Below are 23,966 nucleotides of genomic sequence, written 5' to 3' on the forward strand. Positions count from 1 at the left end.
GGCGCGCACCCGATCCGCCGGCTTCGGCAAAGACACTTCCTCAGATTAGTGGCCGACGCGCCTCACCCAGCCCTTCCCAGCCGGCGAGCCGCTTGAGCCCTTCAGTGTCGGAGACCGCGCAGCCGCCGTCGCGCCAGACGATCAGCTTGCGATCCATCAGCTTGCGGATCGTCTTGTTGGTGTGAACCAGCGACAGCCCGAGCGTATCGGCAATGTGCTGCTGCGTGATCGGTATCTGGACGGATTGGTTGCCATTCAGTCCGACGACCTTGGCGCGGCTGCCGATGAAGGCGATGAGATAGGCGGCGCGCTCGATCGCACTGCGGCGCCCGAGGCTGAGCAGATTCTCGTCCAGCATCCGCTCCTCGCGCGATGCGATCCAGGTGATGTCGTAGGCCAGCCCGGGATGATTGCGGTACAGCTCATGCAGATATTCGCGCTCGAAAACACACAGCAGCATCGGTGACAGTGCCTCGACGGAATGCTGCATCTCGCCCATCACACTGCCTTGCAGACCTATCAGATCGCCGGGCATGAGATAGTTGAGGATCTGGCGGCGGCCGTCCTGCAGCAGCTTGTAGCGAAACGCCCAGCCGGAGAGCACGGTGTAGAGATGGGCGCTATGGCTTCCCTCCACCAGCACCGTAGCGCCCTTGTCGACCGCGAGTTCGCCCTTCTTGAATTTGCTGATGAACGCCAGTTCCTGTTTTTCGAAGTCGCGGAAAATCGGCAACGGCCGCAATGGGCAGTTTTCGCAAGGATATTGACGATTGGAAAAAACGCTATTGTTCTGGACTGACATTTCGACCCCCCTTCGAAAGCCCGCTCTTGGAGAGCGCGTTTCAACGCGTTGCAAGGATTGAGGTTCCGCCTGCTTGCCACATGTCTTTTTTAAATGACAGCAAGCCAATTAGCGATCATGACTCCGGCGTTTCAAGGAGTCTTTGCCTGTGCCCACATTGCTTGACGGATTGCGGATTCTCGTGCTGGAGGACGAATTTCTCATCGCCATGGATGTCGAGCAGCTTTGCCGCGACCATGGCGCCGATGAGGTGGTGATCGCCCGTGACCTGACCGAGGTCGATGGCCGCGAGGTCGCCACGCGATTCGATGCAGCCATTGTCGACTTGATGCTGGGCGGCGCCTCGACGATCGATTTCGCCTCCAGGCTGCGCGCGGCAGGCATACCTTTCGTGTTTGCGTCCGGCTATTCGGATGCCGATGAAATCAAGGCATCGTTTCCGGGCGTCAGGCTGGTTGGCAAACCCTATTCGGGTGAAGACCTCGTGCAAGCGGTCGCCGCAGCCTGCGGACGTGCTTGAGACGCGAAGGGTCAGCTCGCCGGCGAACCCGTTACCTGGGCCGAAATCGCGTCCGGACCATACTCGTCCTCGCCTGATATTTTCAGGATCTCCTGCAAGCGCGTACGGGCTCGGCTGACGCGGCTCTTGATCGTCCCCACCGCGCAGCCGCAGATCTCCGCGGCCTCCTCGTAGGAGAAACCAGATGCGCCGATGAGGATGATGGCTTCGCGTTGGTCCTCCGGCAGTTGCTCCAGCGCCCCGCGAAAGTCCTTCAGGTCGAGTTGGCCGTGCTGTGCCGGATGAACGGCAAGCCTGGCCGTCATGATACCGTCGCTATCCTGCACTTCGCGCCCGCGCTTACGCATCTGCGAATAGAACTCGTTGCGCAGAATGGTGAAAAGCCAGGCCTTGAGATTGGTGCCGGGCTGGAAGCTCTCATGCTTGTCCCAAGCCTTGACGAGCGTCTCCTGGACGAGGTCGTCGGCCTTATCGGCATTTTGCGTCAGCGACACGGCGAACGCGCGCAGACTTGGGATTGCCCCAAGCAGATCAGTCTTGAAGCCTTGTGAGACCGCGGCCATGCCTCAGTCCTTCTTCTGTGCAGGTTCAGCCTGCTCCAGCTGGCTAAGCAACTGGGAAAAGCGATCCGGCACATCGTCGGAGACCAGCGCGTCGTAATATTGTTTGAGTTTGCGTCCGATTTCGGAGTTCGGCCCAAGAGCGTCACCAGAACCGTTCCGGCGCCTGCTCTCGGCGCCAGCCAGAATATCTTTCGTCATATCCTTCATTTTGCCCTTGTATTCCCAGCGCTCAAGCTGCCCTTATCATACTCAACACAACGCAAGCGGCGCCCTCGTCTGGTTGCCCATCCCGACCACAAACGCCACTCTCCGGCTTTTGTTCCGTCGAGGCGGAACTTTTTCAAAAAATCCGCGTTATTGTCCGGGCTTGCAGTCAGCTTGACCTACGCAATCACGTCATTCTGAGGGAGACGTCTTACCATGAGCTTATCCGCAACCATCGCACCACATCTGCCCTTCCTGCGCCGCTTCTCGCGCGCCGTTTCGGGGTCGCAAGAGAGTGGGGATGCGCTGGTAGCCGCGATGCTCGAAGCCATCATCGCCGATATCGAGATATTTCCCGACGCATCGAGCGACCGCATCGCGCTGTACAAGGTTTTTGCCAAGCTGTTCACATCGGTCGCCATTCGCGTTCCACAGGAGCAGGCGCAATCGGCGTGGGAACAGCGCACCGCCGCCAATCTGAATGCGATTGCGCCGCGGCCTCGGCAGGCGTTCCTGCTCGTGGCCGTCGAAGGTTTCAGCGAGGACGAAGCGGCCGAGATCCTCGACGTCGGCGACCAGGAGTTTTCAGAGCTGCTTGCCCAGGCGAGCAACGAGATATCCCGTCAGGTGGCAACCGACGTTCTGATCATCGAGGATGAACCGCTGATCGCCATGGATATCGAAGAAATGGTCGAGAGCCTCGGGCACCGCGTGGTTGGAACGGCACGCACCCATGCCGAGGCAGTGATGATGTTCGGCAAGACGCGGCCCAAGATGGTGTTGGCCGACATCCAGCTCGCCGACGGCAGTTCCGGCATCGAGGCCGTGAACGAGATCCTGTCATCGACATCGGTGCCGGTCATCTTCATCACCGCGTTCCCCGAGCGCCTGTTGACTGGTGAACGACCGGAACCGGCCTTCCTGGTCACCAAGCCGTTCAATCCCGACATGGTCAAGGCGCTGATCAGCCAGGCACTGTTCTTTGACCGGCAGGCGAAAGCAGCCGCATAGTCGCGAATTGAGGAGTGGAGGAATTGACGAACCGAAGGCGATAGCCTCGCTCGCCGATTTCTCCAGATCATCAAATCGTCAATTCATCAATTCTTCACTTCGGGCCGCCCGATGCACGCATCGAGCGGGTGACGGCTAATTTCCTGCGCGTCCGGCTGCCGACCGAATTGCAAGCACGGTCTTTTTCGGCAAAGGGTGGGAACCAACCTCAACCACCCACGTTTTCATCGCACCATTCGAAGGAGATGGATCATGCTTTACTGGGCGCTCGTATTTCTCGTCGTTGCAATCATCGCCGGCGCGCTTGGTTTCGGCGGCATCGCCGGTACATCCGCCGGCATAGCGCAGATATTGTTTTTCATCTTCCTCGCTTTCCTGGTCATTTCGCTTCTTGCGGGCCTGTTCAAGCGGGCTTCGTAAGGACGAACGGCCGAACACTGGAAGCCGCACCCCTCAAACGGTTTCCAGCCACCGCCGGGCGGTGTCCCCCAAAGGACACCGTCCGGCGGACCGTTTTTGGCGGCGGGTTTTCGGGAAACCTCTTTGGAACCCATTCGACGGTGAGCCGTTCAGCCTGAGTTGGGTGGACAGTTTGGCCGATGGGTTCCAGGACCGGAAATAGGAAAGACGCCGTGCGAAGCGATGAAGTCATCGCCCTCCACCCTGCCGAAAGCGGCATGCAGCTCGGCCGCGCTCTTCTTCATGCATTGCACAATGCCGGCATTTCCGTTCTCTACCAGGATCGCGAGATGAAAACCGTATGGGCGCGCAACATGCGTGCGCCCTGGGTTTCGGACACCGCCGACAGCATCGGCATCCTGCCCCAGGCTCAGGCCGACCGCATCGGCACAGCCAAGCGCGACGTCATTGCATCCGGCAACCCCCAACGTCTCGAGATCAGCGTTCCCGTCGAGGATGGCAGCCGCTGGTTCGAGGTCTGGATCGATGCCGACCACGGCGACGGCGGCACTGTGCAAGGCGTCGTCACCACGATGGTCGAGACGACCGAGCAGAAGCGCCGTGAGCAGACCCTGACGACGCTGTTGCGGGAGGTGAGCCATCGCTCGAAAAACCTGCTGGCCATCATCCAGAGCATAGCCACCCAGACCGGCCGCTACTCCGACAGCATCGGCGATTTCCTGACACGCTTTCGCGGCCGGCTGCAATCGCTGGCTTCGTCCCAGGATCTCGTGACCTCTTCCAACTGGCGTGGCGCCGCGCTTCGCGAACTCATATCGGGCCAGGTCGGCCGCTACGGCGGCGATCCGGTTCGCAGCCTGAGGTTTCAGGGGGCAAACCCCTATCTCAATCCCAACGCTGCCCTGCATATCGGCCTTGCCATGCATGAACTCGCCGTCAATTCGGTAAGTTACGGCGCCCTGTCGCGGCCCGATGGATTCGTCAATGTTACAGCCAACCTGACCGCCGCCGAGACAGGGACCGCCCTGTCGCTGACATGGGCCGAGGCAATCGGAGCCAGTGATGTCAGGCTTAGCGAGAAGCGCTTCGGCAGCGTCGCACTCGAACGGGTCGTACCGGCGTCACTGAACGGAACGGCGACGCTCGAAATCGCGGCTGGCCGCCTCGAGTACCGCCTTGTCGTTCCGCACGGCAATTTCGAGACGGATTGAGCGGCCCTTCCTTAACCCGCTGTTCACCATAAAAGCAGATGCTGTTTTTCCCAGATACCGCTGGAACTTGTTGCATCACCGAACATTTCCGCAGCAGGATTTGCAGCATGGTGCGGGAGGATTGCCTTGACGGTTGCCGACATGAACAGACTGGAGCAGGCCGCCCGCATTTCCATGGGCGAGTTTGAGGACTCCGAGGCTTCCGCGCCACCGGTGGCTCCTGTTCCTCACGCTTCGTTGCGCCTTGCCGCTCTGGGTCTGGCTGCTGTTATCGTCGCGGTCGTCTTCTTCCAGCTGGCTTACTGACCTCCGCGCCACCATGTTAATTCGCCGGTAGGTCCTGCAGTGCAGGAACTTTGCGGAATGTGGACCGTTACTGTGGCGAGAGGACTTTTCCGCCATGGAACACATCGCCGCACTGCTGCTGGTCATCGGCTGCTCGAACACGATGGCCGATTGCCGTGAGCTTCAAGTCCCTGTCAGTGTTTTCGAAACCGCCGACCAATGTGTCGCCGAACGGCCATTCGCCATGGGCGACGTGCAAGGGCAGGCCGAATACATCGTCGCCAAATGCCTTGCGGTCGACCCGGCGCTCGAAGATGACTACGATCAGGTCGAGTGGAAGGTTGGTCGGGACGGCAGTCTTGACGCATCGTTGGAAATCTCAAATATCATGGTTGCGTCAAACACGACGCGTCCCGAAAAAGACTATCTTAGCCAACAATAAATTCAGGCGGGCAAAGGGCGCCAGTTCATGCTAAATGGCGGTCGGAGCTTATTTAAAGTGAGGACACAAAGTGAGGAGTGACTCTATGCGGAAGATACTTATTGCCATGGTTGCTGTGGTTGCCGTCAGCGGCTGCACCTCGACTGAGAAGGACGTGGTTGGCGGCGGCTTGATTGGCGCCGGTGTCGGCGGCTTGGTCGGCGGCGGCAAGGGCGCACTGATTGGCGCGGCCGTTGGTGCCGGTTCCGGCCTGCTGGTGCGCAATCTGCGCAACGGCTATTGTCAATATCGCGATCATCGCGGCCGGATCTACACGGCGCGCTGCAACTAATTCGGCGATAGTCGAAACGTCGATCCGAAGGCCGGTCCGCCGGCCTTCGGATTCTTCATGTCTGGACGCTTGATCCTTTGCGGGTGAAGGTCGCGCTCAGTTGGCGAGTGGAATTTTGATTTCCACGTTCAGCCCATTGGCCTGGTAATCGCGTTTGATCGTACCGCGCAGTTCGCGCGTCACGTTGAGGTCGATAAGCTTGGTGCCGAAGCCGGTTTTGTCGGGCGCTTCGAGTTTCTTCTGCCCGTTTTCGCGCCAGTTGAGAGCCAGCATCCTGTCGCGCCCGCGTCCTTCGACCGACCAGTCTACCTTCAGCGCCCCCACGGAATTGCCGGCTTCGCCGTATTTTAGAGCATTCGTCGCCAGTTCGTGGAAGGTCAGGCCGAGCGCTTGCGTCGTGGTTTCGTCGAGCAGCACCTGTGGCCCCGACAACAGCTCATCGGGCAGCTCCTTGCCGAACACCTGACCCAGCTCGATGCGCAGGAGATCGCCAAGATCGGCCTTCTGCCAGCGCGAGCGAGTCAGCATGTCCTGAGACGCCGCCATCGCCTGCAGCCTGGCCGAGAAGGATGCGGAAAACTCGTTGACGTCGGTAGCCCGCGACGCTGTCTGGCGCGCGATCGCCAGCACCCTGGTGATCGAGTTCTTGATGCGATGCTTCATCTCCTGCAGCATCAGGTCTTTTTCGATCAGGCTCTTTTCCGTCGTTTCGTGCAACCGCGACGCTGCCTCATAGGCCCGCTCCTGATAGCGCGCCACCAGCGCGATGGCGCCCGCCAACAGCAGGCCGAACAGCCCCAGCATCACCGGAATGGCGCGCGACGACGGCTGCGAGAAGGCGCTTGTCGGCCGGAACAGGATAGTCCATGGCCGTCCGGCGACGATGATCTTTCGCGTGACCAGCAGCCTGTCGCCGAGAGTCGAAGCCGGCGGCGTCTCGGAGCGGAACAACAGATTGTCGCCGTTCACGGCACCATCGCCATCATAGATTTCGGTGTTGACCGGCAACAGCGGCGACCGGCTGAGCGCGGTCTGGAACAGATCGCGAGCCCGAAAGGCCGCATAGAGAAAACCTGATGTCGAGGATCTCGAAGCATTGATGACGTCGGGAGCGGTTTCGACATTGAGCCGCACGAAAACGAAGAAGCCGCTGAACGTCTGCGCCGCACCCGTGTCCTGGCCCAGCTGCACCAGCCCGCTGGCGTGCTGCTGGTCGTCGGACATCGCCTTTTCGATCGCCGCACGCCGCACCGGTTCGCTGAACATGTCGTAGCCGATGCCGGCCTGATTGGATGGATCCAGCGGTTCGAACAGCACGATAGGGGTGCGCCAGGGTTGCGTGGTATCCGGGTAGATTGGATGACTGACGCCATAATCGTGCAGCATGTCGCGTTCGACCGTCGCCTCGTCGCCCGTCTTTGCCAGCCTGAGGAAGCCGATACCGCGCAAGCCGGCGAAATTCTTGTCAACATCCAGTGCAGTGAAGAACGCCTTGAACTCATTGCGAGAAATATCGCCATTGCGGGCGTCGAACAGGGCCTGCGTCGAGCGCAGCAGCGACAGATGCAGGTCGATGCGGCTCTCGATCCGGTTGAGCGCATCGTCGGCAGTCGCCTCGAACTTGATGCGCGCGGCTTCCTGCGTGGCGAAATAGGCAAAACCTGCCATCACCATGCTGATCAGCGCGACGGCAATAAAGGCGATGATCGGGAAAAGCTTCTTCAACGGATCGTGCGGTCCCTGAGCAATGTCGGACCTTTATGCGCAAGTCGCCGTGCCAACACAATGCCAAGGCCAAGCCATCCTTGCGGCTGGCATATCACGTGTCCGGCAACCGCGATCTGGCTTGATCTCAGGCCGCGATCTTCAGCGCGCCCGGTCCGGGAATGGCGCCTGGCGGGCATTTGCCCAGAATGATCATGCCCAGGACCTCATCCTGGGTGACATCAGTGGTGCGGGCGGTGCCGACGACCTGGCCGTTCTTCATGACGCAGACCCGGTCGGCAAGCTCGAACACATCGTGGATGTCGTGGCTGATCAGGAAGATGCCGATGCCGTCGGACTTGAGCTGCTTGACCAGTTCGCCGACCTGCGCCGTTTCCTGCGGACCAAGGGCCGCCGTGGGCTCGTCCATGATCAGGATGCGGGCGTTGAACAGGATCGCACGCGCGATCGCCACCGATTGCCGCTGGCCGCCCGACAGCTTGATCACCGGCTCCTTGAAGCGCTGGAACCGGGGATTGAGCCGACCCATCACCTTGCGCGCCTCGGCCTCCATGGCAACGTCGTCGAGCGTGCCCCAGGCGTTCATCAGCTCGCGGCCGAGGAACAGATTGGCGGCGGCATCGACATTGTCGGCCAACGCCAGTGTCTGGTAGATCGTCTCGATGCCGTATTTCTTGGCGTCGCGTGGATTGGAGATCGATGCCTCCTCGCCGTTGACGAAGATCTGGCCCGAATCGCGCTTGTAGGCGCCGGACAGGATCTTGATCAATGTCGACTTGCCGGCGCCATTGTGGCCGAGCAGCGCCACGACCTCGCCGGGGAAAAGATCGATCGAGGCGTCGTCGACGGCGCGGATGCCGCCAAACGCGATCGAGATGTTCCTCATGTCGATCAGCGCGGTGGCTGCAGGAGCAGTCTTGTCAGTCATGGCATGCCCTCCTAGACGCGCTTGCGATAGACGGTGTCGAGCCACACGGCGATCACCAGTACGGCGCCGACGACGATGCTCTGCAGCGGCGAGTCGACGCCAAGCAGCACCATTCCGGACTGCAGCGACTGCATCAGCAGGGCGCCGAGCATGGCGCCGATGATCGTTCCCGACCCGCCGGCCAGCGACGTGCCGCCGATCACGGCGGCTGCAATGACGAGCAGCTCGTCGAGCGTTCCAAGCACGTTGGTGGCCGAATTCTGCCGGGCCGAGGAGATCGCCGCGGCGATCGTGGCCAGCACGCCCATGATCATGAACACCTTCATGGTGATCCAGCGCGTGTTGATGCCGGCGAGATTGGCCGCCTCGGGATTGCCGCCGATGGCGAAGACGTAGCGGCCGAAACGGGTGCGGTTGGTGATGAAGGTCATGACCAGCCCGACGGCGACCGCCATCAGCACCGGTATCGCGATACCGTGGGCGATGAACAGGCCGCCTTCGGGAACGGTGATGTTGTTGGCGGCCGCATATCTGTTCACGATGCCGATCGGCCAGGGGTAGGAGTTGGCGAGCCAGACCGCACCCATGATGGCGCCGCAGGTGACGACACCGAGCAGCGCCTCGGCCCAGATCGGACGCAGCGGAAACCGGAAACGCTTGCGCTGCACCCGCCCGTTGAACAGCCCAAACACCACGGCCAGGCAGGCGACGATCCCGACGACCCAGCTCCAGGTCGCGCCGATCGATCCCGCCGGCCCGCCGCCCATCAGCTGAAAGGTGGCGTCAAGCGGCGCCACGGTCTGGCCTGATGTGACCCACCAGGCGGCACCGCGCCAGACCAGCAGGCCGCCCAGCGTCACGATAAAGGCGGGCACTTCGAGATAGGCGATGACGAAGCCTTGAAAGGCGCCGATCAACAGGCCGAGCGCCAAGCCGATGACCAGCGCCAGGACCCAGATCCACGGATTGCCGAGTTCGAGGCCGACAAAGCGCACCAGGAAATGCACCTGGGCAAATCCCATCACCATCCCGATCAGGCCCTCGGCGGAACCGACCGACAGGTCGATGTTGCGCATGACGATGACCAGCACCATGCCGCAGGCCATGATGGCAACCGCGGATGTCTGCACCGACAGGTTCCACAGATTGCGCGGCGTGAGAAAGGTGCGGCTGTCGAAATCGAGCGGGTTGACGCCAAGGCGCAGGCTGGAAATGACATGCAGCCCAATCCAGATGACCAGCAGCGCGCCGATCATGCCGAGCATGCGGGTATCGATCTCGGTCGCCTTCAGGAACCGGGCGACGGCGCCGAGTTCCGACGCGCGCGCCGTATCGGTCTGCGGGTTTGACGTCGTATCGGTCATGGTTTCCTCCCACCGGCTGGCCGTCTGACGTGCATGCCGGAGCCCAGCCTAGAAGCTATCCGCAAGATGCGGAAACACAATTCTTTGAGAAAACGCCGCGGCTTTTTGGGCCGCGGCGTTCAGATATTTCGAAGTGGTCCGGATCAGTTACAGGCCGCGACGGTGCCGGCGGCGACACCCGCGCAGACTTCGTCCTTCTTGATCCAGCCAGCGTCGATGACGACGTTGAGATTGTCCTTGGTGATGGCAACCGGGGTCAGGAACAGCGACTTGACGGTGTTGCCGCCCGGCGTCGTGAAGTCCTTGGCGCCGGCGATGTCGCTTGTCTTCTTGCCGTCGGCCAGTTGCGAGGCGATCTCGGCGGCATTCTTGCCGAGTTCGCGCGCGTCCTTCCACACCGACACGGTTTGCGTGCCGAGGGCGATGCGGTTCAGCGCGGCGTGGTCGCCGTCCTGACCCGAGACCGGCACGGTGCCGGCCAAGCCTTGAGCCGTCAGCGCCGCGACGACGCCACCGGCAGTGCCGTCATTGGCCGCGACCACCGCGTCGACCTTGTTGTCGTTGGCGGTCAGGAACTGCTCCATGTTCTTCTGGGCGTTGGCGGGCAGCCAGCCATCCGTGTAGGCTTCGCCGACATTCTTGATCTTGCCGCTGTCGATGGCTTCCTTGAGCACTTCCATCGAGCCCGAGAACAGGAAGTCGGCATTGGGATCGGCACCGGAGCCCTTGATGAAGACGTAGTTGCCTTCCGGCTTGACCTTGAACACTTCGCGGGCCTGCATGCGGCCGACTTCCTTGTTGTCGAAGGTCAGGTAGAAGACGTCCTTGTTCTCGATCAGCCGGTCATAGCCGACGACCGGAATGCCTTCGTCCAGTGCCTTCTGCACGGCCGGGCCGATGGCCGACGCATCCTGCGCCAGGATGATCAGGGAATTGGCGCCCTGCGAGATCAGGCTTTCGACATCGGTAAGCTGCTTGCCGGGATTCGACTGCGCATCGGCGGAGATGTACTTATCGCCGGCGGCCTCGATCGCCGTCTTCATGGCGGCCTCGTCGGTCTTCCAGCGTTCTTCCTGGAAGTTGGACCACGAAACGCCGACGACCTTGTCCTTCGCCTGCGCGACAGACGCGAGCGTCAGCGACATGGCGGCACCCGCCAGGATGGCGGCTGTGAATCTTTTCATATTATCCTCCCTGCGCCGCGTATGGCGCGACCAAACTGACCCGAGGGCCGGCACAGAGGCTCTATTTTTTCGAGCCTCGAAAAAATACTGGGCCAACGCCCGAACGCTGTCAACATCGATTCTGATGGATTTTGATGTCGTTTCGAATTTTTTTCGAGGCTCGGAATAAATAAATGACAGGGCGTGCAGCTTCTGCCAGTATTTACCCGCGTCACCGACAGCGTTCCAGGGGCAGGAAGAACCGCGGCGACCGGGAGGATATGAAAGAGCATGTCGGTCGGAATCCGCCACGACGATTTGCGCCGCCGCAACCGCGCGATGGTGATCGCGGCGGTGCGCCGTGCCGGACAGCCGTCGCGCACCGAGATCGCCGCGACGACAAGCCTCAGCCATTCGACCATCTCGGCGATCTCATCCGACCTGATCGTCGAAGGCATCCTGACCGAAAGCAAGCCGAGCGAGGCCGGCTCGCTCAAACGTGGCCGGCCGCAGGTCGGCCTCGGCCTCAATCCGGAAGCGGCCGCGGTAATGACCGTGGTGCTGTCGCTGAACTTCCTCTCCGTCGCCGTCATCGACTATGCCGGCCAGGTGATATCCGAGGAACAGCGCCGGCTGGACACGCTGACGATGTCGCGCGAGTCGCTGATCGGTGAATGCACGGCAATCGTTCGGCGCCGCCTGGAAGATCCCGACCTGGACGTGCGCAGCATCGCCCGTATCGCGCTGGCCATCCAGGGCATCACCGACACCCGTGCCCGCGCCATGCTGTGGTCGCCGATCACGCCGCACACCGACATCGCCTTCGCCGACATATTCGAAGACGAGTTCGGCATCCCTGCCATCATGGAGAATGACTGCAACATGATGGCGGTGGCGCTGCGCTGGCGCGACCCTGATCGTTACCGCGACGATTTCATCGCTATCCTTTTGTCGCACGGCATCGGCATGGGGCTGGTGCTGAAGGGCGAATTGTTCACCGGCACCCATTCCTCGGGCGGCGAATTCGGCCACATGATCCATCGGCCGAACGGCGCGCTATGTCGCTGCGGACGGCGCGGCTGCGTCGAGGCCTATGCCGGCAATTATGCCATCTGGCGCAACGCCAGGCAGATGGGCGAAGATGCAGAACCCGTCGCCGATGTCAGCGACGCCGACATGCGCGCCCTGGCTGCCGCCGCCCGCGAAAGGGAAGGACCCGAACGGGAAGCCTATCGCAAGGCCGGCGAAGCGCTCGGCTACGGCCTCGGCAGCCTGTTCGCGCTGATCGATCCGGCGCCGGTCGCCATGGTCGGCGTCAGCGCCGCCGCCTTCGACCTGATCGAGCCGGCATTGCGGCAAGCGATTGCCCAGACCGCCGGCGGCCAGCATTCCAAATCGATTTCCTTCGACACCGAGCCGAACGAACTGCCGCTGATCCGCGAAGGCTGCGCCATGCGGGCGCTGATCTTCGTCGATCAGGAGATTTTTGCGCCGGGCGTGCAGGCGAGATCCGGTTTTGGCGGCAAGAACGTGGCGTGAGTTCAAACGAGGGGGTTCAGTCCTCGCGGATCGCGTAGCCCGCCCCACGGATCGTGCGGATGACATCGGGCATGCGGCCGTTGTTGACCGCCTTGCGCAGCCGGCCGACATGCACATCGACCGTGCGCTCGTCGATGTAGATCGTCTCGCCCCAGACATTGTCGAGCAGCTGGCTGCGCGAGAACACACGGCCTGGATGGCGCATCATGAATTCGAGCAGGCGGAATTCCGTCGGCCCAAGCCGGATTTCGCTCTTCTTGCGATAGACACGGTGCGACTCGCGATCGAGCACGATGTCGCCGACCTTGAGCACGCTGGACAGCACTTCCGGCTTGGCCCGGCGCAGCAGCGCCTTGACCCTGGCCATGAACTCCGGCGTCGAGAAAGGCTTGACCAGATAATCGTCGGCACCGGTCGACAGGCCGCGCACGCGGTCGCTTTCCTCGCCTCGTGCGGTCAGCATGATGATCGGCAGCCGCTCGGTCTCGGGACGCATCCGCAGGCGCCGGCAGAGTTCGATGCCGGAAACCGCAGGCACCATCCAGTCGAGCACCAGAAGGTCGGGAACGTTCTCCTGCAGCCGGATTTCGGCCTCGTCGCCGCGCGTCACCACCTCGACCTGGTAACCTTCGGATTCAAGATTGTAGCGGAGCAGCACGCCTAGCGGCTCCTCATCCTCCACCACCATGATGCGTGGCGCGATCATCGGCTGGTCACCCCTGTTATGCCGCTGGCGCGGACATTGCCGTCTCGTCCTGCTTCGGACGATTGGCTGGCAGCTGCGTGCCGGTCAAAACATAATAGGCATTTTCGGCGATGTTGGTCACGTGGTCGCCGATCCGCTCGAGGTTCTTGGCGCAAAACAACAAGTGCGTGCACGCCGTGATGTTGCGGGGATCTTCCATCATGTAGGTCAGCAGCTCGCGGAACACCGAGGTGTATTTGACGTCGATGCGTTCGTCATTGTTTCTGAGCGTGGCAAGCGCTGCCGGGTCAGCGGCGGCATACTCGTCGACGACCCCCTGCACCTGGATCAGCACCAGCTGCGCCATCGCGTCGATCGAATGCGAAAGGTCGTGCGGCGTGACGCTCAGCCCGACAGTGCCGACACGCTTGGCGATGTTCTTGGCAAGGTCGCCGATGCGCTCGAGGTCGCCGGCCATGCGGATCGAACCGACCACCGCACGCAGATCGTTGGCCATTGGCTGGCGCTTGGCGATCAGCGTGATGGCGCGATCGTCCAGCTCGCGCTGGCGGGCATCCATGATGGCATCGTCGGAAACCACGCGCTGCGCCAGCGCATTGTCCGAATTGAGCAAAGCCCTGGTCGAGCCGCCGACCATCGAGCGGGCGAGATCGCCCATGTCGCGGATCAGCTGGCTGATCTGCTCCAGATCCTCATCGAAAGATGCGACGGTATGTTCACCCATGATCTTCGTCCCTCATATGCCTGAGCTCAGCCGAACCGGCCGGTGATGTAGTCCTGGGTGCGTTTGTCGTCGGGGGTGGTGAACATCTTGTCGGTGGCGCCCTCCTCGACCAGATAGCCTAGATGGAACATCGCGGTGCGCTGCGACACGCGCGCTGCCTGCTGCATCGAATGGGTGACGATGACGATCGTATAGTTCTGACGCAGTTCGTCGATCAGTTCCTCGACGCGAGCGGTGGCGATCGGGTCGAGCGCCGAACACGGTTCGTCCATCAGGATCACCTCGGGTGACACGGCGATGGCGCGTGCAATGCACAGACGCTGCTGCTGGCCACCGGAAAGACCCGTGCCAGGTTCCTGCAAACGGTCCTTGACCTCGTTCCAGATTGCCGCCTTCTTCAGGCTCGACTCGACGATCTGATCCATGTCGGCCTTGCGCTTGGCCAATCCGTGGATGCGCGGCCCATAGGCGACGTTCTCGTAGATCGACTTGGGGAACGGATTGGGTTTCTGGAACACCATGCCGACGCGCGCCCTGAGTTCGACGACATCGATGTTCTTGTCGTAGATGTCTTCTTCGTCGAGCGTGATCTTGCCGGTTACCCGTGCTGAATCGATGGTGTCGTTCATGCGGTTGAGGCAGCGCAGGAAGGTGGATTTGCCGCAGCCGGAGGGGCCGATCAGCGCCGTCACCTGATTGAGGCGGACGTCGAGATCGACATCGAACAGCGCCTGCTTCTCGCCGTAGAACACGCCGACCTTGTCGCCGCGCATTTTGATCACTTCGTTCGACTTCATCTTGTCGCCCACTGCGTTTTCAAGGGACTGTTCGGTCATGATGTTCATACCAAAATGCCTTTTTTCTACCAGCGCCGCTCGAACCGACGCCGAAGCACGATCGCGGTGATGTTCATGGCCATGAGGAAGACGAGCAGGATAATGATGGCGCCCGACATGCGCTCGACGAAGGCGCGTTCGGCCTCGTTCGCCCACATATAGATCTGCACCGGCAGCGCGGTGGCCGGATCGAAAGGCGTCGTCGGTGGATCGGCGACGAAAGCGACCATGCCGATCAAGAGCAGCGGCGCGGTTTCGCCGAGCGCGCGCGCAAGACCGATAATGGTGCCGGTGAGGATGCCGGGTGCGGCAAGCGGCAGGATGTGCTGGAACACCATCTGCATCTTGGAGGCGCCAAGACCGAGAGCCGCCGAGCGGATCGACGGCGGCACCGCGGCAAGTGCGGCGCGCGTCGCGATGATGATCGTCGGCAGCGTCATCAGTGTCAGCACCAGGCCGCCGACGAAAGCGGCGGAGCGCGGCATGCCCAGGAAATTGATGAACACCGCGAGGCCGAGCAAGCCGAAGACGATTGACGGCACCGCTGCCAGATTGTTGATGTTGACCTCGATGAGGTCGGTGAAACGGTTCTTTTTGGCGAACTCCTCCAGATAGATGGAGGCGGCGACGCCGATCGGCAGCGCCAAGAGCAACACGATCACCATCATGTAAAACGAGCCGATGATCGCCACGCCCATGCCCGAGGTTTCCGGGCGGCTGGAGGCGCCGTAGGTGAACAGGCCGCTGTTGAAGTGCTCGGCCATCACGCCCTCGGCCTTGAGCTTGTTCATCCAGGTGATCTGCTGGTCCGACACCTTGCGTCGCGCTTCCTCGACACTGAGGTCGATCTGGCCCTTGAAAGCCGAGTCGAGATTGGCGGCGGCGAGGATGTTGACGTCGCGTGTCGTGCCTATCACGGAGGGATCGGCGGCAACGATGTCGCGCAACTGGACACGGGCGCCTTCGGACAGGAAGCCCTTGAGCTGCTTGATCGCCGGCTTGTCATCAGGAGAGATGCCGAGCTTGGCCACCAGCGCGTTTTCGGCGAGCTTGGGATAATTCGCCTTGATCAGAACGCTCGGATCGGTTGCGCGCTTGCCGGAAGGATCGATCACCTTCTCGTCGAACGTGATCGGCAGTGACACCGTCGTCTGCCAGAAGGCGGTGTAGCCTTTCGAGACGATGGTGATCAGCATGATTGCCAGGAACGCCAGGCCTACGGAAATCGCCACGACGCCATAGATGCGGAAACGGCGTTCGGCGGCGTAACGGGCCTTCAGGCCGATGTCGCGGCGCGGATGGGCCGCCGCCCTGACCATCGTATCCATGGGAATGTCGGTCATTCGTACTGCTCCCGATATTTGCGCACGATGTAGAGCGCGACGATATTCATCACCAGCGTCAGCGCGAACAGCGTCAGGCCGAGCGCGAAGGCGACCAGCGTCTGCGGCGAATTGAACTCGAGGTCGCCGGTGAGCTGGTTGACGATCTTGACGGTGATGGTCGTCATCGCCTCGAACGGGTTGATGGTCAGGTTGGCGGCGACGCCCGCCGCCAGCACGACAATCATCGTTTCACCGATGGCGCGCGAGGCAGTCAGCAGGATGGCGCCGACGATGCCGGGCAGTGCAGCCGGCAGGATCACCCGCTTGATCGTCTCGGAGCGGGTCGCGCCAAGGCCGAGCGACCCGTCGCGCATGGCGCGTGGCACCGCGGTTATGATGTCGTCTGAGAGAGAGGACACGACCGGGATCAGCATGACGCCCATGACCAGGCCGGCGGTGAAGATGCTCTGGCCCTGGATGAAGGGGGAACCGCCGGTCAGCGCCGCGGACAGGTCGCGCAGGAACGGCCCAAGCGTAACGACGGCGAAGATGCCGTAGACGATGGTCGGTATGCCGGCCAGCAGTTCAAGCGCCGGCTTGACCACCGAGCGCACCTTGGGCGTTGCATATTCGGCCATGTAGACAGCCGACATCAGCCCGACCGGCACCGCAACCAGCAGCGCGACGGCGGCGATGTAGAGCGTGCCCGCAAGAAGCGGGATCAGACCGAACTGGCCCTGGCTGCCGCCCGAACCGGCAGCGGCAAAACGCGGATCCCAGACGGTGCCGAAGAAGAAACTCATCGGCGAGACGCTCTCGAAGAAGGTGATCGTCTGGAACAGCATCGAAAGCACGATGCCGATGGTGGTGAGGATGGCGATGGTGGAGGCGGCAAGCAGGCCCCACAGCATCAACCGCTCGACATTGTTGCGCGCCCTGGCGCGCGGCGCGATCTGCCTGAGCGCATAGAAGGCGCCGGCGATCGAGGAAGCGAGAATGACAATGGCGCCGAACAGGCCGAGCCGGTCCTGGACCTTGTTCGCCTCGACGGCGATCGGGATCATGTAATCCTGCGTGTCGCTCGCCAGTGCCACGCCCTTGGCGGCGAGCAGCGGCTGCAACTCGGCAAAGCTGGCAGGCATTGCGGCCAGTGTGCCAGCATCGAGTTTGCGCAGCCCCCTGGCGAGGCTCTTTACCAGGCTGACATCCAGTGCCTCGCTGGCAACCTTGCTGTCGACGGTGCGCTCGGGCAAGGCAGCATGGATGTGTCGGTCAAGATAGACCGAAGAACCGACGGCCCAGACGGCAAGCAGCAAAAGTGCAGGCAGGACGGCGAGCAGGAAGGCCCACCAGCCATGATAGTGGGCGCGCGAATGCGGCTTGACCTTGCCATTGTCCTGGGCCGCGGCACGCTGCCGGCCGATGAAAAAGGCAACCAGGCCGACGGCAACGACGATGGCCAGTACGAGCAAGGACGACATGGACCCACCCCAAGAGAAATTCTTACGCAGCCGCCATTGCGGCCTGCGGTGAAACCGGGGCGCGGATCAGGCCCGCACCCCGGTTCGGCAGCTTGATTACATCGACTTTCCGGCAGCGAAAGCGTCACGCTGGGCCTGACGCTCGGCATCGGGAGCAGCAACGAGGCCGTATTCGGCGAGCGGGCTTTCCGGGCCAACCATCTGGTCGTCGAGGAAGAACTCGACATATTCCTTGAGGCCGGGAACGACGCCCAGATGCGCCTTCTTGACATAGAAGAACAGCGGGCGCGAGACGGGATACTTGCCGCTGGCGATCGTCTCGGTCGAAGGCACGATGCCTTCCACGGTGGCGACCTTCAGCTTGTCGGCATTGTTCTCATAGAAGGCGAGGCCGAACACGCCGACGCCGGTCTTGTTGGAGTCGATGCGGGCGAGCGTCTCGGTGTAGTCGCCATCGATGTCGACGGCCTTGCCGTCCTTGCGGATGGCGATGCAGGTTTTGCCGATTTCCTTGTCGTCGGCAATGCCGGCGGCCTTGAGAGCAGTCTTGTCACAGCCGGCATCGAGAAGCTTGGTTTCGAACACTTCGCGCGTGCCATGCTTTTCGCCCGGAATGTAGGCGGCGATGTCCCAGTCGGGCAGCTTCGGATTGACCTGGCTCCACTTGGTGTTCGGATTGTCGACGAGCTTGCCGTCGACGACCAGCTTGGCTGCGAGCGCCTTGTAGATGTCGGCGGGAACCAGCGCCCAGTCCGGGCCCTTGATGTCGGTGGCGAAGACAATGCCGTCATAGCCGATCCGGACTTCCTGGACGTCCTTCACGCCGGCGTCGGCGCAGGACTTGAGTTCGTCCGCCTTGATCGGACGCGACGAGTTGGCGATGTCGATCGTGTCTTCGCCGACGCCCTTGCAGAATTCCTTGATGCCGGCGCCGCTGCCGCCGGATTCGACGACCGGGGTCTTGAAGTTGGTGAATGTTTCGCCGAACTGCTCGGCGACGATCTTGGCATAAGGTAACACAGTCGATGATCCGGCGACCTGGATCTGGTCGCGCGCGGCGGCGAAGCCGGACGACGCGGCGAGCGCAAGCGCAGCGGCCGACGCCGTATAGAGGAATTTCTTCATGTGGCCTGCTCCTGTTCGGAAGATGGTCTCTCGGCGCTCGTCAGTCGGCGCCCGCTGAGGCCAATAGCCTTCGATTATAACAGTCGCATGACAGTTTGATGTCACCCCGGTAACGCGTCATCGGGATCAGCAGAATGCCGCCTGGCCGGCACTCCCAACGCAGCCCGGCTTTGTCACCGGAATCAGGGACTTGCTCTATTTTGACCGAGGCTGGCCGGCGATTTGGGGATCGGCCGGCCTCTATGAAGAAAAGCCGGACGGGAGCGCGTTGCTCACAGCCAGACGGAGTCGTGGCCGGGCCATCGCCGAAAACAGGTCCGTTGGGGTAGGTTGACGCTGTCTCATGCCGGCGGTCGCTGCTCCCGCCCGTAACTGGGAAGAGCGGAATTCGAATGTGGCCATTGTCCCGGCTGGATGCCGCCTTTGATATGGTGCGATCGCGCCATAGTCTTGGCGCTGGCGGGGGCGCGAATCTCCGCCGCGTTCCCCGCGCTCGGGCAGAGCTGGCGCGAGCCGCCCCTTACCCGGCGTTGCGCTGAGCCTGCCGGCTGGCGCCGACCCAGCGCTCGACTTTCTCGAGCAACGCCCGGGGACTGATCGGCTTGGGCAGATAGTCGTCCATGCCTGCCTCCAGGCAACGCTCGCGGTCGCCCTTCAGCGCATGCGCGGTGACGCCGACGATCGGCACATGCGTGCCGGTTTCTGCCTCCAGCCGGCGAATGGCGGCGGTCGCTTCGAGACCGTTCATCTCCGGCATCGAGACATCCATCAGGATCATGCACGGGTTGAGCCGGCCGAAGGCGTCGAGCGCCTTGCGGCCATTGCCGACGATCTCGAAACCATAACCGGTCTCGCCGAGGATCTGGGTGAACACCATCTGGTTCACCTCATTGTCCTCGGCCACCAGGATGTCCAGCCTGTCGCCACCGCCCGTCGCGGCGGGCCGGGGGCGAATCGAAGGCGGCTGCAGCAGCGCCCGCTGTTCGGACGGCGCCGAGGGCGGCGGCCGCGTCACATAACTCGCAGCGACGTCGACTGCGAGCGGCAGCGCGTCGCTGCCGCCAGTGTTGTGGCGATGCCGCTGGATGGTGGCGACCAGCGTCTCCAGCAGCACCGAAGAGCGCGCCGGCTTGATCAGCTGGGCATCGATGCCGAGATCGCGATAGCTGGTGTTGGCGAGCGACTGGTCGACCGAAGTCAGCATGATGATCGGCGTGCCGGCAAGGCCGGCGGTGTTGCGCACGATCCGAGCCATTTCGGCGCCGCTCATTTCAGGCATCTGGTAGTCGAGCACGACGCAGTCGACCGGCACGCCATAGGCGGCGGCGGCGATCAGCACCTTGAGGCCTTCGGCGCCGCTTTCGGCGGCGCAGGAATCGAACGTCCACGATGTCATCTGCTCGGTCAGGATCGCCCTGTTCACTGCATTGTCGTCGACGATCAGCACGCGCGCGCCGGTTACGTCGATCGGCATGATGCGTCGTCCGTTCTGCTGTCCGGCCCTCGGCAGCGTCACCGAGAACCAGAACGTCGAGCCCCTGCCTTCCGCACTTTCCACCCCGATGTCGCCGCCCATCAGCTCGACGAGCCGCGAGGTGATGGCGAGGCCGAGGCCGGTCCCCTCGTGTCGCCTCGTCGACGAGGTGTCGACCTGGCTGAATTTCTCGAACACCAGTTTCAGTTTTTCCTCGGGGATACCGATACCGGTATCGGTGACCGAGATGGTGAGCTTCGTTCCGGTCGGAACCCTCTCGCCGGTGACGTCGACCAGCACATGGCCTTCATCGGTGAATTTCACCGCATTGCCGAGCAGGTTGGTGACGATCTGCCTGATACGGCCGACATCGCCGATGAACAGGCTTTCCAGCCGAGGCTCGACACGTACGATCAGCTCGAGATCCTTTTCCTTGGCGCGTGTCGACACCAGCGTCGCCACGTCCTCGATCGCCTCGGCAAGATTGAAGGGCGCCGGATCGAGCACCAGCTGACCGGCATCGATCTTGGAGAAGTCCAGTATGTCGTTGATGATGGTGAGCAGCGCATTGCCCGACTTCACGATGATGTCGGTAAACGTCTTCTGCTTCGGGTCGAGGTCCGATTTGGCCAGCAGTTCGGCCATACCGAGCACGCCGTTCATCGGCGTGCGAATCTCATGGCTCATATTGGCGAGGAATTCCGACTTGGCGCGGTCAGCGAGCACGGCGCGCTGACGCGCCTCGCGCAGTTCGGCCTCCCGCATCTTCAGCTCGGTGATGTCGGTGGTCGAACCGATCAAATAGAGCGAACCATCGGAGGCGATCATCGCGCCCTTGCGGGCGAATTGATGCCTGACGCTGCCGTCGGCCAGCGTCACCGTCTCTTCGACCTCCTGGGTTTCGCCGGTGCGCAGCACGGCGAGATCGCCATTGACGAAGGCCTCGCCATCCGGCCCGAAAATCTCGATGTCGGTCTTGCCGATAGCCTCTTCCTTGCGGAAGCCCGTGAGATCGCACCAGCCCTTGTTGACATAGAACTGCCTGAGATCGGAGCGCTTGGCGTAGATCGATACCGGCACGTTGTCGATCAGGCTGCGGAACACCTCGTTCTCGCGCATGCTTTCTTCCAGCGCACGCTCGCGCGCCTTGACGTCGGTGATGTCGGTGCTCGAGCCGACCAGATGCACGGACCCGTCCAGCGCCACCAGGCGGCTCTTGCGCGTCATCAACTGCCGAACCGTGCCGTCGCGATGGGTGACGGGTTCCTCGACCTCCCTGACGACGCCCGTCACGGCGACTTGCGTGTCGTCATGGCTGTAGCCATCGGCGTCCTGCGCGCCGAACAACTGCCGGTCGGTGCGGCCGATGACATCCTCCTTGGCCAAGCCGGTGATCGCGCACCAGGCCTTGTTGACGAATTCGATGCTCAGGTCCTGCGCCTTGATGAAGGCGGCCACAGGCAACTCGTCCATCACGTGCCGGAACAGGTCGATCTGGCGCATGGAATCGCGCAATGCCGCCTCGCGGCTCTTGATCTCGGAGATGTCGACGCGAACACCGATGAAGGTGCCATCGTCAGTCCGCATGTCGTAGACCTGATACCAGCGGCCGTCGGGGTTATGACGCTCGTAGGAGGAACTGGGCAAGCGGTAGCGGGCGAGGATCGCATCCAGCCAGCGGTCATGATCGCTGTCGTAGAGCTGGTCGATTTGCGGATCGCCGCTGTTGCGGAAATAGCCGTTCGCATGACCCAGCACGAGTGCTTCGCGGAATGTGCAGCCGGGCTGCCATGCCGGCTTCAAGGCCGGCAGCGTATCCTGGATCTTGCGGTTGGCGAACACGAACCTGTCGTCGCGATCGTAGATGATCACGGCGGCCGGCAAGGATTCCAGCACGCTGGCGAGATGCTTGCGCGCGTCCTGCGCCTCCGTCTCGCGGCGCTTCATGTCGGAAATGTCGAACAGGAAGCCGGCAACGTAGTTGCGGCCGCTGGCCATGCCGACGCGGCTCTTCCTGACGATGCGCGATCGGCTGGCGCCATCGGCCTCGAAGTTTTCTTCCACCTCGTAAGCGCGTCCGGTTGCAAGCACGTCCCGTTCGCTCTGCTCGAAAAGCGCGACAGCGTTCGTCGGGAGGAAATCGCCGCCGGGCTTGCCGAGCATGGCTTGCGGCGTCTGGCCAAACAGGGCCGCGAACGCCTCGTTGACGAAGACGAAACGCAGATGGTCGTCCTTGACGAAGATCGGATCCTTGACGGCGTTGATCACCGCTTCCGCCAGCCGCGCTTTCTCCAGCGCGTCGGCAAGTTCGGCCTCCCGGTCCTTCATGTCGGTGACGTCGACATAGGAGATCAGCCGCTTGCCGCCGGCCAGCGGCGCCATCGACGATATCAGAGTGCGGCCGTCATTGCGCGGGAACTGCCGCGAGGCGGCGATCCCGGCCCTGATTTCCGCCTCGCGCTCGGCGACATGCCGCTGCCATGACGCATCGTCGGCACCAAACGGATCGATGTCGCGGCTGGCGTCCATCAGATCGCGGAAGCTGCAGCCGATCTCGGCGCGCCGGGCGTCGATCTGCCAGAAATCATAGAAAGCACGGTTGATGATCTCGGCGCGCATATCGGCGTCGAGGACGAGGACACCGATCGGCATCTGGTCGACCATGGTGCGGAGACTGACGAAGGTCTCGGCGATCCTGGCATTGGCGCTTTTGATCTCCGCATCGCGCTGCTTGATCTCGGTGACCTCATAGTAGGTCAACAGCCGCTTGCCGCCTGAAAGCGCCGTCACCGAGAACATCATCGTCCTGCCGTTGGCATGGACAAATTCGCGCGGCGCGACGGATCCGGCACGAATCTCGTCGAGGCGAGTGGCGAGGTAGCGCTGCCATTGCTGTTCGTCGATTTCGCCATAGATGCCGCTGCGGCGGTTGAGCTCCATCAACAGGCTGAACGGAGCGCCGACGGCAACAGCGCCGTCCGGAACCCTCGAGAGGTCGCGATAGGCCTTGTTGACGATCAGCGTGTCGAGCCTGGCATCGAGAAGCACGACGCCCATATGCATGGCGTCCATCGTCCGCTCGAGGTCGGCCAGATGCTGGTCGGGCTCGCCGTCACCCGATGGTTCCTGCCCCAGATTTTTGAAGGCGCCGGCCAGAGCCGTGACGTTGCGGCCGATGCCCCGATAGCCGGCAAATCTTCCTTCGTCGTCGAACTTTGGAAAGCCTGATGTCAAAACCCAGCGACAGTCGGCGCTGCCAGCCTTGAGCTCATAGACGAAGTCGCGAAAAGGCCGGTGCGCCTGCAGATCCTCCAGATGCGCGGCGCCACTGCGATCGCCGTTCAGGACCTGATTGAGGAAGTCGAAGCGGAACCGGCCAAGCACGTTTGCCGGATCGATGCCGGTGGCTGCCTGGTAATTTTGCGAAAGCCAGGAGAAGCGCAGTTCGGCGTCGGTCTCCCAGACCCAGTCGGAACCGGCTTCAACGAGTTGACGAAGCGCATCGTTCGAATCCACGCAAGAGGCGGACGATGAGGTATCGTCGCCATGCGCTGTGGATTTGCGAGGCCCGCGCTTGCCGCGCGCGCCGATTGTCTCGTCCGCTTCCGCCATGCCGTCCCCACCCCGAAACCAAGGCCGAACCCTCCTCCGCGGTTCGTCGGCGGAATGTGCCCGAGAAGCATTAAGGATCCGCTAACCTTAACGGGTCGGTTAGACAGGATTGCGCGGCACGGTCTGCTTCATTCCGCCCGGTTGTCGGCGGGGTCGAACCCGCTATATAAGCAAC

Annotated in this window: 22 protein-coding genes; 8 read left to right on the forward strand and 14 right to left on the reverse strand. The window is 62.3% G+C overall.

The features are described 5' to 3' along the window. Positions 1 to 40: 40 nt before the first annotated feature. Complete coding sequence (locus MESCI2_RS0113470; RefSeq protein WP_027037056.1) at positions 41 to 802, reverse strand: Crp/Fnr family transcriptional regulator; 762 nt, start codon at positions 800 to 802, stop codon at positions 41 to 43. Positions 803 to 1,010: 208 nt separating this feature from the next. On the opposite strand from MESCI2_RS0113470, the gene MESCI2_RS0113475 reads away from it, so the two are divergent. Further along, positions 1,011 to 1,322 carry a response regulator gene (locus MESCI2_RS0113475; RefSeq protein WP_050596567.1) on the forward strand — a complete coding sequence of 104 codons (312 nt, stop codon included), beginning with the start codon at positions 1,011 to 1,013 and terminating at the stop codon, positions 1,320 to 1,322. An 11-nt stretch (positions 1,323 to 1,333) separates the two neighbouring features. On the opposite strand, the gene MESCI2_RS0113480 is transcribed toward MESCI2_RS0113475, so the two are convergent. Both MESCI2_RS0113480 and MESCI2_RS0113485 read right to left on the reverse strand, forming a co-directional pair. Further along, the gene (locus tag MESCI2_RS0113480) at positions 1,334 to 1,885 is read right to left on the reverse strand and encodes a sigma-70 family RNA polymerase sigma factor (RefSeq protein ID WP_027037058.1); all 552 of its coding nucleotides are present in this window, start codon (positions 1,883 to 1,885) and stop codon (positions 1,334 to 1,336) included. 3 nt (positions 1,886 to 1,888) lie between these two features. After that, positions 1,889 to 2,092: a NepR family anti-sigma factor gene (locus tag MESCI2_RS0113485; protein ID WP_023810998.1), complete on the reverse strand. Its 204-nt coding sequence runs from the start codon at positions 2,090 to 2,092 to the stop codon at positions 1,889 to 1,891. 213 nt (positions 2,093 to 2,305) lie between these two features. On the opposite strand from MESCI2_RS0113485, the gene MESCI2_RS0113490 reads away from it, so the two are divergent. The 6 genes from MESCI2_RS0113490 to MESCI2_RS0113515 all read left to right on the forward strand — a co-directional run bounded on the left by MESCI2_RS0113490 (position 2,306) and on the right by MESCI2_RS0113515 (position 5,789). After that, entirely contained in the window at positions 2,306 to 3,100 is a 795-nt protein-coding gene (locus tag MESCI2_RS0113490) for a response regulator (RefSeq protein ID WP_027037060.1), read from the forward strand. A 252-nt stretch (positions 3,101 to 3,352) separates the two neighbouring features. Then, on the forward strand, positions 3,353 to 3,520 hold the full coding sequence (locus MESCI2_RS1000000136795; protein WP_013529282.1) for a DUF1328 domain-containing protein: 168 nt from the start codon (positions 3,353 to 3,355) through the stop codon (positions 3,518 to 3,520). Between the two features lie 179 nt (positions 3,521 to 3,699). Beyond that, positions 3,700 to 4,731: a sensor histidine kinase gene (locus MESCI2_RS0113500; RefSeq protein WP_027037061.1), complete on the forward strand. Its 1,032-nt coding sequence runs from the start codon at positions 3,700 to 3,702 to the stop codon at positions 4,729 to 4,731. Positions 4,732 to 4,857: 126 nt separating this feature from the next. After that, on the forward strand, positions 4,858 to 5,037 hold the full coding sequence (locus MESCI2_RS0113505) for a hypothetical protein (RefSeq protein ID WP_027037062.1): 180 nt from the start codon (positions 4,858 to 4,860) through the stop codon (positions 5,035 to 5,037). Between the two features lie 94 nt (positions 5,038 to 5,131). Further along, the gene (locus MESCI2_RS0113510) at positions 5,132 to 5,458 is read left to right on the forward strand and encodes a hypothetical protein (RefSeq protein ID WP_027037063.1); all 327 of its coding nucleotides are present in this window, start codon (positions 5,132 to 5,134) and stop codon (positions 5,456 to 5,458) included. 85 nt (positions 5,459 to 5,543) lie between these two features. Then, positions 5,544 to 5,789 carry a YMGG-like glycine zipper-containing protein gene (locus tag MESCI2_RS0113515; RefSeq protein WP_027037064.1) on the forward strand — a complete coding sequence of 82 codons (246 nt, stop codon included), beginning with the start codon at positions 5,544 to 5,546 and terminating at the stop codon, positions 5,787 to 5,789. 96 nt (positions 5,790 to 5,885) lie between these two features. On the opposite strand, the gene MESCI2_RS0113520 is transcribed toward MESCI2_RS0113515, so the two are convergent. The 4 genes from MESCI2_RS0113520 to xylF form a co-directional block, all read right to left on the reverse strand. Beyond that, positions 5,886 to 7,514, reverse strand: a complete 1,629-nt coding sequence (locus MESCI2_RS0113520; protein ID WP_027037065.1) for a CHASE domain-containing protein — start codon at positions 7,512 to 7,514, stop codon at positions 5,886 to 5,888. A 127-nt stretch (positions 7,515 to 7,641) separates the two neighbouring features. Further along, on the reverse strand, positions 7,642 to 8,442 hold the full coding sequence (locus MESCI2_RS0113530) for an ATP-binding cassette domain-containing protein (RefSeq protein WP_027037066.1): 801 nt from the start codon (positions 8,440 to 8,442) through the stop codon (positions 7,642 to 7,644). A gap of 11 nt (positions 8,443 to 8,453) precedes the next feature. Further along, the gene (locus MESCI2_RS0113535; protein ID WP_027037067.1) at positions 8,454 to 9,806 is read right to left on the reverse strand and encodes a sugar ABC transporter permease; all 1,353 of its coding nucleotides are present in this window, start codon (positions 9,804 to 9,806) and stop codon (positions 8,454 to 8,456) included. A 143-nt stretch (positions 9,807 to 9,949) separates the two neighbouring features. Beyond that, positions 9,950 to 10,990, reverse strand: a complete 1,041-nt coding sequence (xylF, locus tag MESCI2_RS0113540) for a D-xylose ABC transporter substrate-binding protein (RefSeq protein ID WP_013529274.1) — start codon at positions 10,988 to 10,990, stop codon at positions 9,950 to 9,952. A 270-nt stretch (positions 10,991 to 11,260) separates the two neighbouring features. Between xylF and MESCI2_RS0113545 the strand changes: the two genes are divergently transcribed. Then, a complete protein-coding gene (locus tag MESCI2_RS0113545) occupies positions 11,261 to 12,508 on the forward strand; it encodes an ROK family protein (protein WP_027037068.1) in 1,248 nt (415 codons plus the stop codon). Positions 12,509 to 12,524: 16 nt separating this feature from the next. On the opposite strand, the gene phoB is transcribed toward MESCI2_RS0113545, so the two are convergent. The 7 genes from phoB to MESCI2_RS0113580 all read right to left on the reverse strand — a co-directional run bounded on the left by phoB (position 12,525) and on the right by MESCI2_RS0113580 (position 23,791). Continuing rightward, entirely contained in the window at positions 12,525 to 13,214 is a 690-nt protein-coding gene (gene phoB / locus MESCI2_RS0113550) for a phosphate regulon transcriptional regulator PhoB (protein ID WP_010911896.1), read from the reverse strand. Positions 13,215 to 13,230: 16 nt separating this feature from the next. After that, positions 13,231 to 13,938, reverse strand: a complete 708-nt coding sequence (gene phoU, locus MESCI2_RS0113555; protein ID WP_027037069.1) for a phosphate signaling complex protein PhoU — start codon at positions 13,936 to 13,938, stop codon at positions 13,231 to 13,233. Between the two features lie 26 nt (positions 13,939 to 13,964). After that, the gene (gene pstB, locus MESCI2_RS0113560) at positions 13,965 to 14,783 is read right to left on the reverse strand and encodes a phosphate ABC transporter ATP-binding protein PstB (RefSeq protein ID WP_013529271.1); all 819 of its coding nucleotides are present in this window, start codon (positions 14,781 to 14,783) and stop codon (positions 13,965 to 13,967) included. Positions 14,784 to 14,800: 17 nt separating this feature from the next. Continuing rightward, a complete protein-coding gene (gene pstA / locus MESCI2_RS0113565) occupies positions 14,801 to 16,117 on the reverse strand; it encodes a phosphate ABC transporter permease PstA (RefSeq protein ID WP_027037070.1) in 1,317 nt (438 codons plus the stop codon). Then, positions 16,114 to 17,580 carry a phosphate ABC transporter permease subunit PstC gene (gene pstC / locus MESCI2_RS0113570; RefSeq protein WP_027037071.1) on the reverse strand — a complete coding sequence of 489 codons (1,467 nt, stop codon included), beginning with the start codon at positions 17,578 to 17,580 and terminating at the stop codon, positions 16,114 to 16,116. The genes pstA and pstC overlap by 4 nt, the downstream gene beginning before the upstream one ends. Before the next feature lie 96 nt (positions 17,581 to 17,676). Beyond that, positions 17,677 to 18,705, reverse strand: a complete 1,029-nt coding sequence (locus tag MESCI2_RS0113575; RefSeq protein ID WP_027037072.1) for a PstS family phosphate ABC transporter substrate-binding protein — start codon at positions 18,703 to 18,705, stop codon at positions 17,677 to 17,679. Positions 18,706 to 19,225: 520 nt separating this feature from the next. Beyond that, positions 19,226 to 23,791, reverse strand: coding sequence for a PAS domain-containing protein (locus MESCI2_RS0113580; protein ID WP_027037073.1), 4,566 nt, complete (start codon positions 23,789 to 23,791; stop codon positions 19,226 to 19,228). Positions 23,792 to 23,966: the final 175 nt, after the last annotated feature.

It is taken from the genome of Mesorhizobium ciceri WSM4083 (genome assembly GCF_000519305.1).
GTDB lineage: Bacteria > Pseudomonadota > Alphaproteobacteria > Rhizobiales > Rhizobiaceae > Mesorhizobium > Mesorhizobium ciceri_B.

Bases quoted from the DNA above. Each gene is read 5' to 3' on its own strand.
- MESCI2_RS0113575 (WP_027037072.1), bottom strand. From the start codon at position 18,705: ATGAAGAAATTCCTCTATACGGCGTCGGCCGCTGCGCTTGCGCTCGCC.
- MESCI2_RS0113515 (WP_027037064.1), top strand. From the start codon at position 5,544: ATGCGGAAGATACTTATTGCCATGGTTGCTGTGGTTGCCGTCAGCGGC.
- MESCI2_RS1000000136795 (WP_013529282.1), top strand. From the start codon at position 3,353: ATGCTTTACTGGGCGCTCGTATTTCTCGTCGTTGCAATCATCGCCGGC.
- MESCI2_RS0113490 (WP_027037060.1), top strand. From the start codon at position 2,306: ATGAGCTTATCCGCAACCATCGCACCACATCTGCCCTTCCTGCGCCGC.
- MESCI2_RS0113500 (WP_027037061.1), top strand. From the start codon at position 3,700: ATGGGTTCCAGGACCGGAAATAGGAAAGACGCCGTGCGAAGCGATGAA.
- MESCI2_RS0113480 (WP_027037058.1), bottom strand. From the start codon at position 1,885: ATGGCCGCGGTCTCACAAGGCTTCAAGACTGATCTGCTTGGGGCAATC.
- phoB (WP_010911896.1), bottom strand. From the start codon at position 13,214: ATGATCGCGCCACGCATCATGGTGGTGGAGGATGAGGAGCCGCTAGGC.
- MESCI2_RS0113510 (WP_027037063.1), top strand. From the start codon at position 5,132: ATGGAACACATCGCCGCACTGCTGCTGGTCATCGGCTGCTCGAACACG.
- MESCI2_RS0113545 (WP_027037068.1), top strand. From the start codon at position 11,261: ATGTCGGTCGGAATCCGCCACGACGATTTGCGCCGCCGCAACCGCGCG.
- MESCI2_RS0113470 (WP_027037056.1), bottom strand. From the start codon at position 802: ATGTCAGTCCAGAACAATAGCGTTTTTTCCAATCGTCAATATCCTTGC.
- MESCI2_RS0113535 (WP_027037067.1), bottom strand. From the start codon at position 9,806: ATGACCGATACGACGTCAAACCCGCAGACCGATACGGCGCGCGCGTCG.
- pstB (WP_013529271.1), bottom strand. From the start codon at position 14,783: ATGAACATCATGACCGAACAGTCCCTTGAAAACGCAGTGGGCGACAAG.
- MESCI2_RS0113580 (WP_027037073.1), bottom strand. From the start codon at position 23,791: ATGGCGGAAGCGGACGAGACAATCGGCGCGCGCGGCAAGCGCGGGCCT.
- MESCI2_RS0113485 (WP_023810998.1), bottom strand. From the start codon at position 2,092: ATGAAGGATATGACGAAAGATATTCTGGCTGGCGCCGAGAGCAGGCGC.
- MESCI2_RS0113475 (WP_050596567.1), top strand. From the start codon at position 1,011: ATGGATGTCGAGCAGCTTTGCCGCGACCATGGCGCCGATGAGGTGGTG.
- pstA (WP_027037070.1), bottom strand. From the start codon at position 16,117: ATGACCGACATTCCCATGGATACGATGGTCAGGGCGGCGGCCCATCCG.
- pstC (WP_027037071.1), bottom strand. From the start codon at position 17,580: ATGTCGTCCTTGCTCGTACTGGCCATCGTCGTTGCCGTCGGCCTGGTT.
- MESCI2_RS0113530 (WP_027037066.1), bottom strand. From the start codon at position 8,442: ATGACTGACAAGACTGCTCCTGCAGCCACCGCGCTGATCGACATGAGG.
- xylF (WP_013529274.1), bottom strand. From the start codon at position 10,990: ATGAAAAGATTCACAGCCGCCATCCTGGCGGGTGCCGCCATGTCGCTG.
- phoU (WP_027037069.1), bottom strand. From the start codon at position 13,938: ATGGGTGAACATACCGTCGCATCTTTCGATGAGGATCTGGAGCAGATC.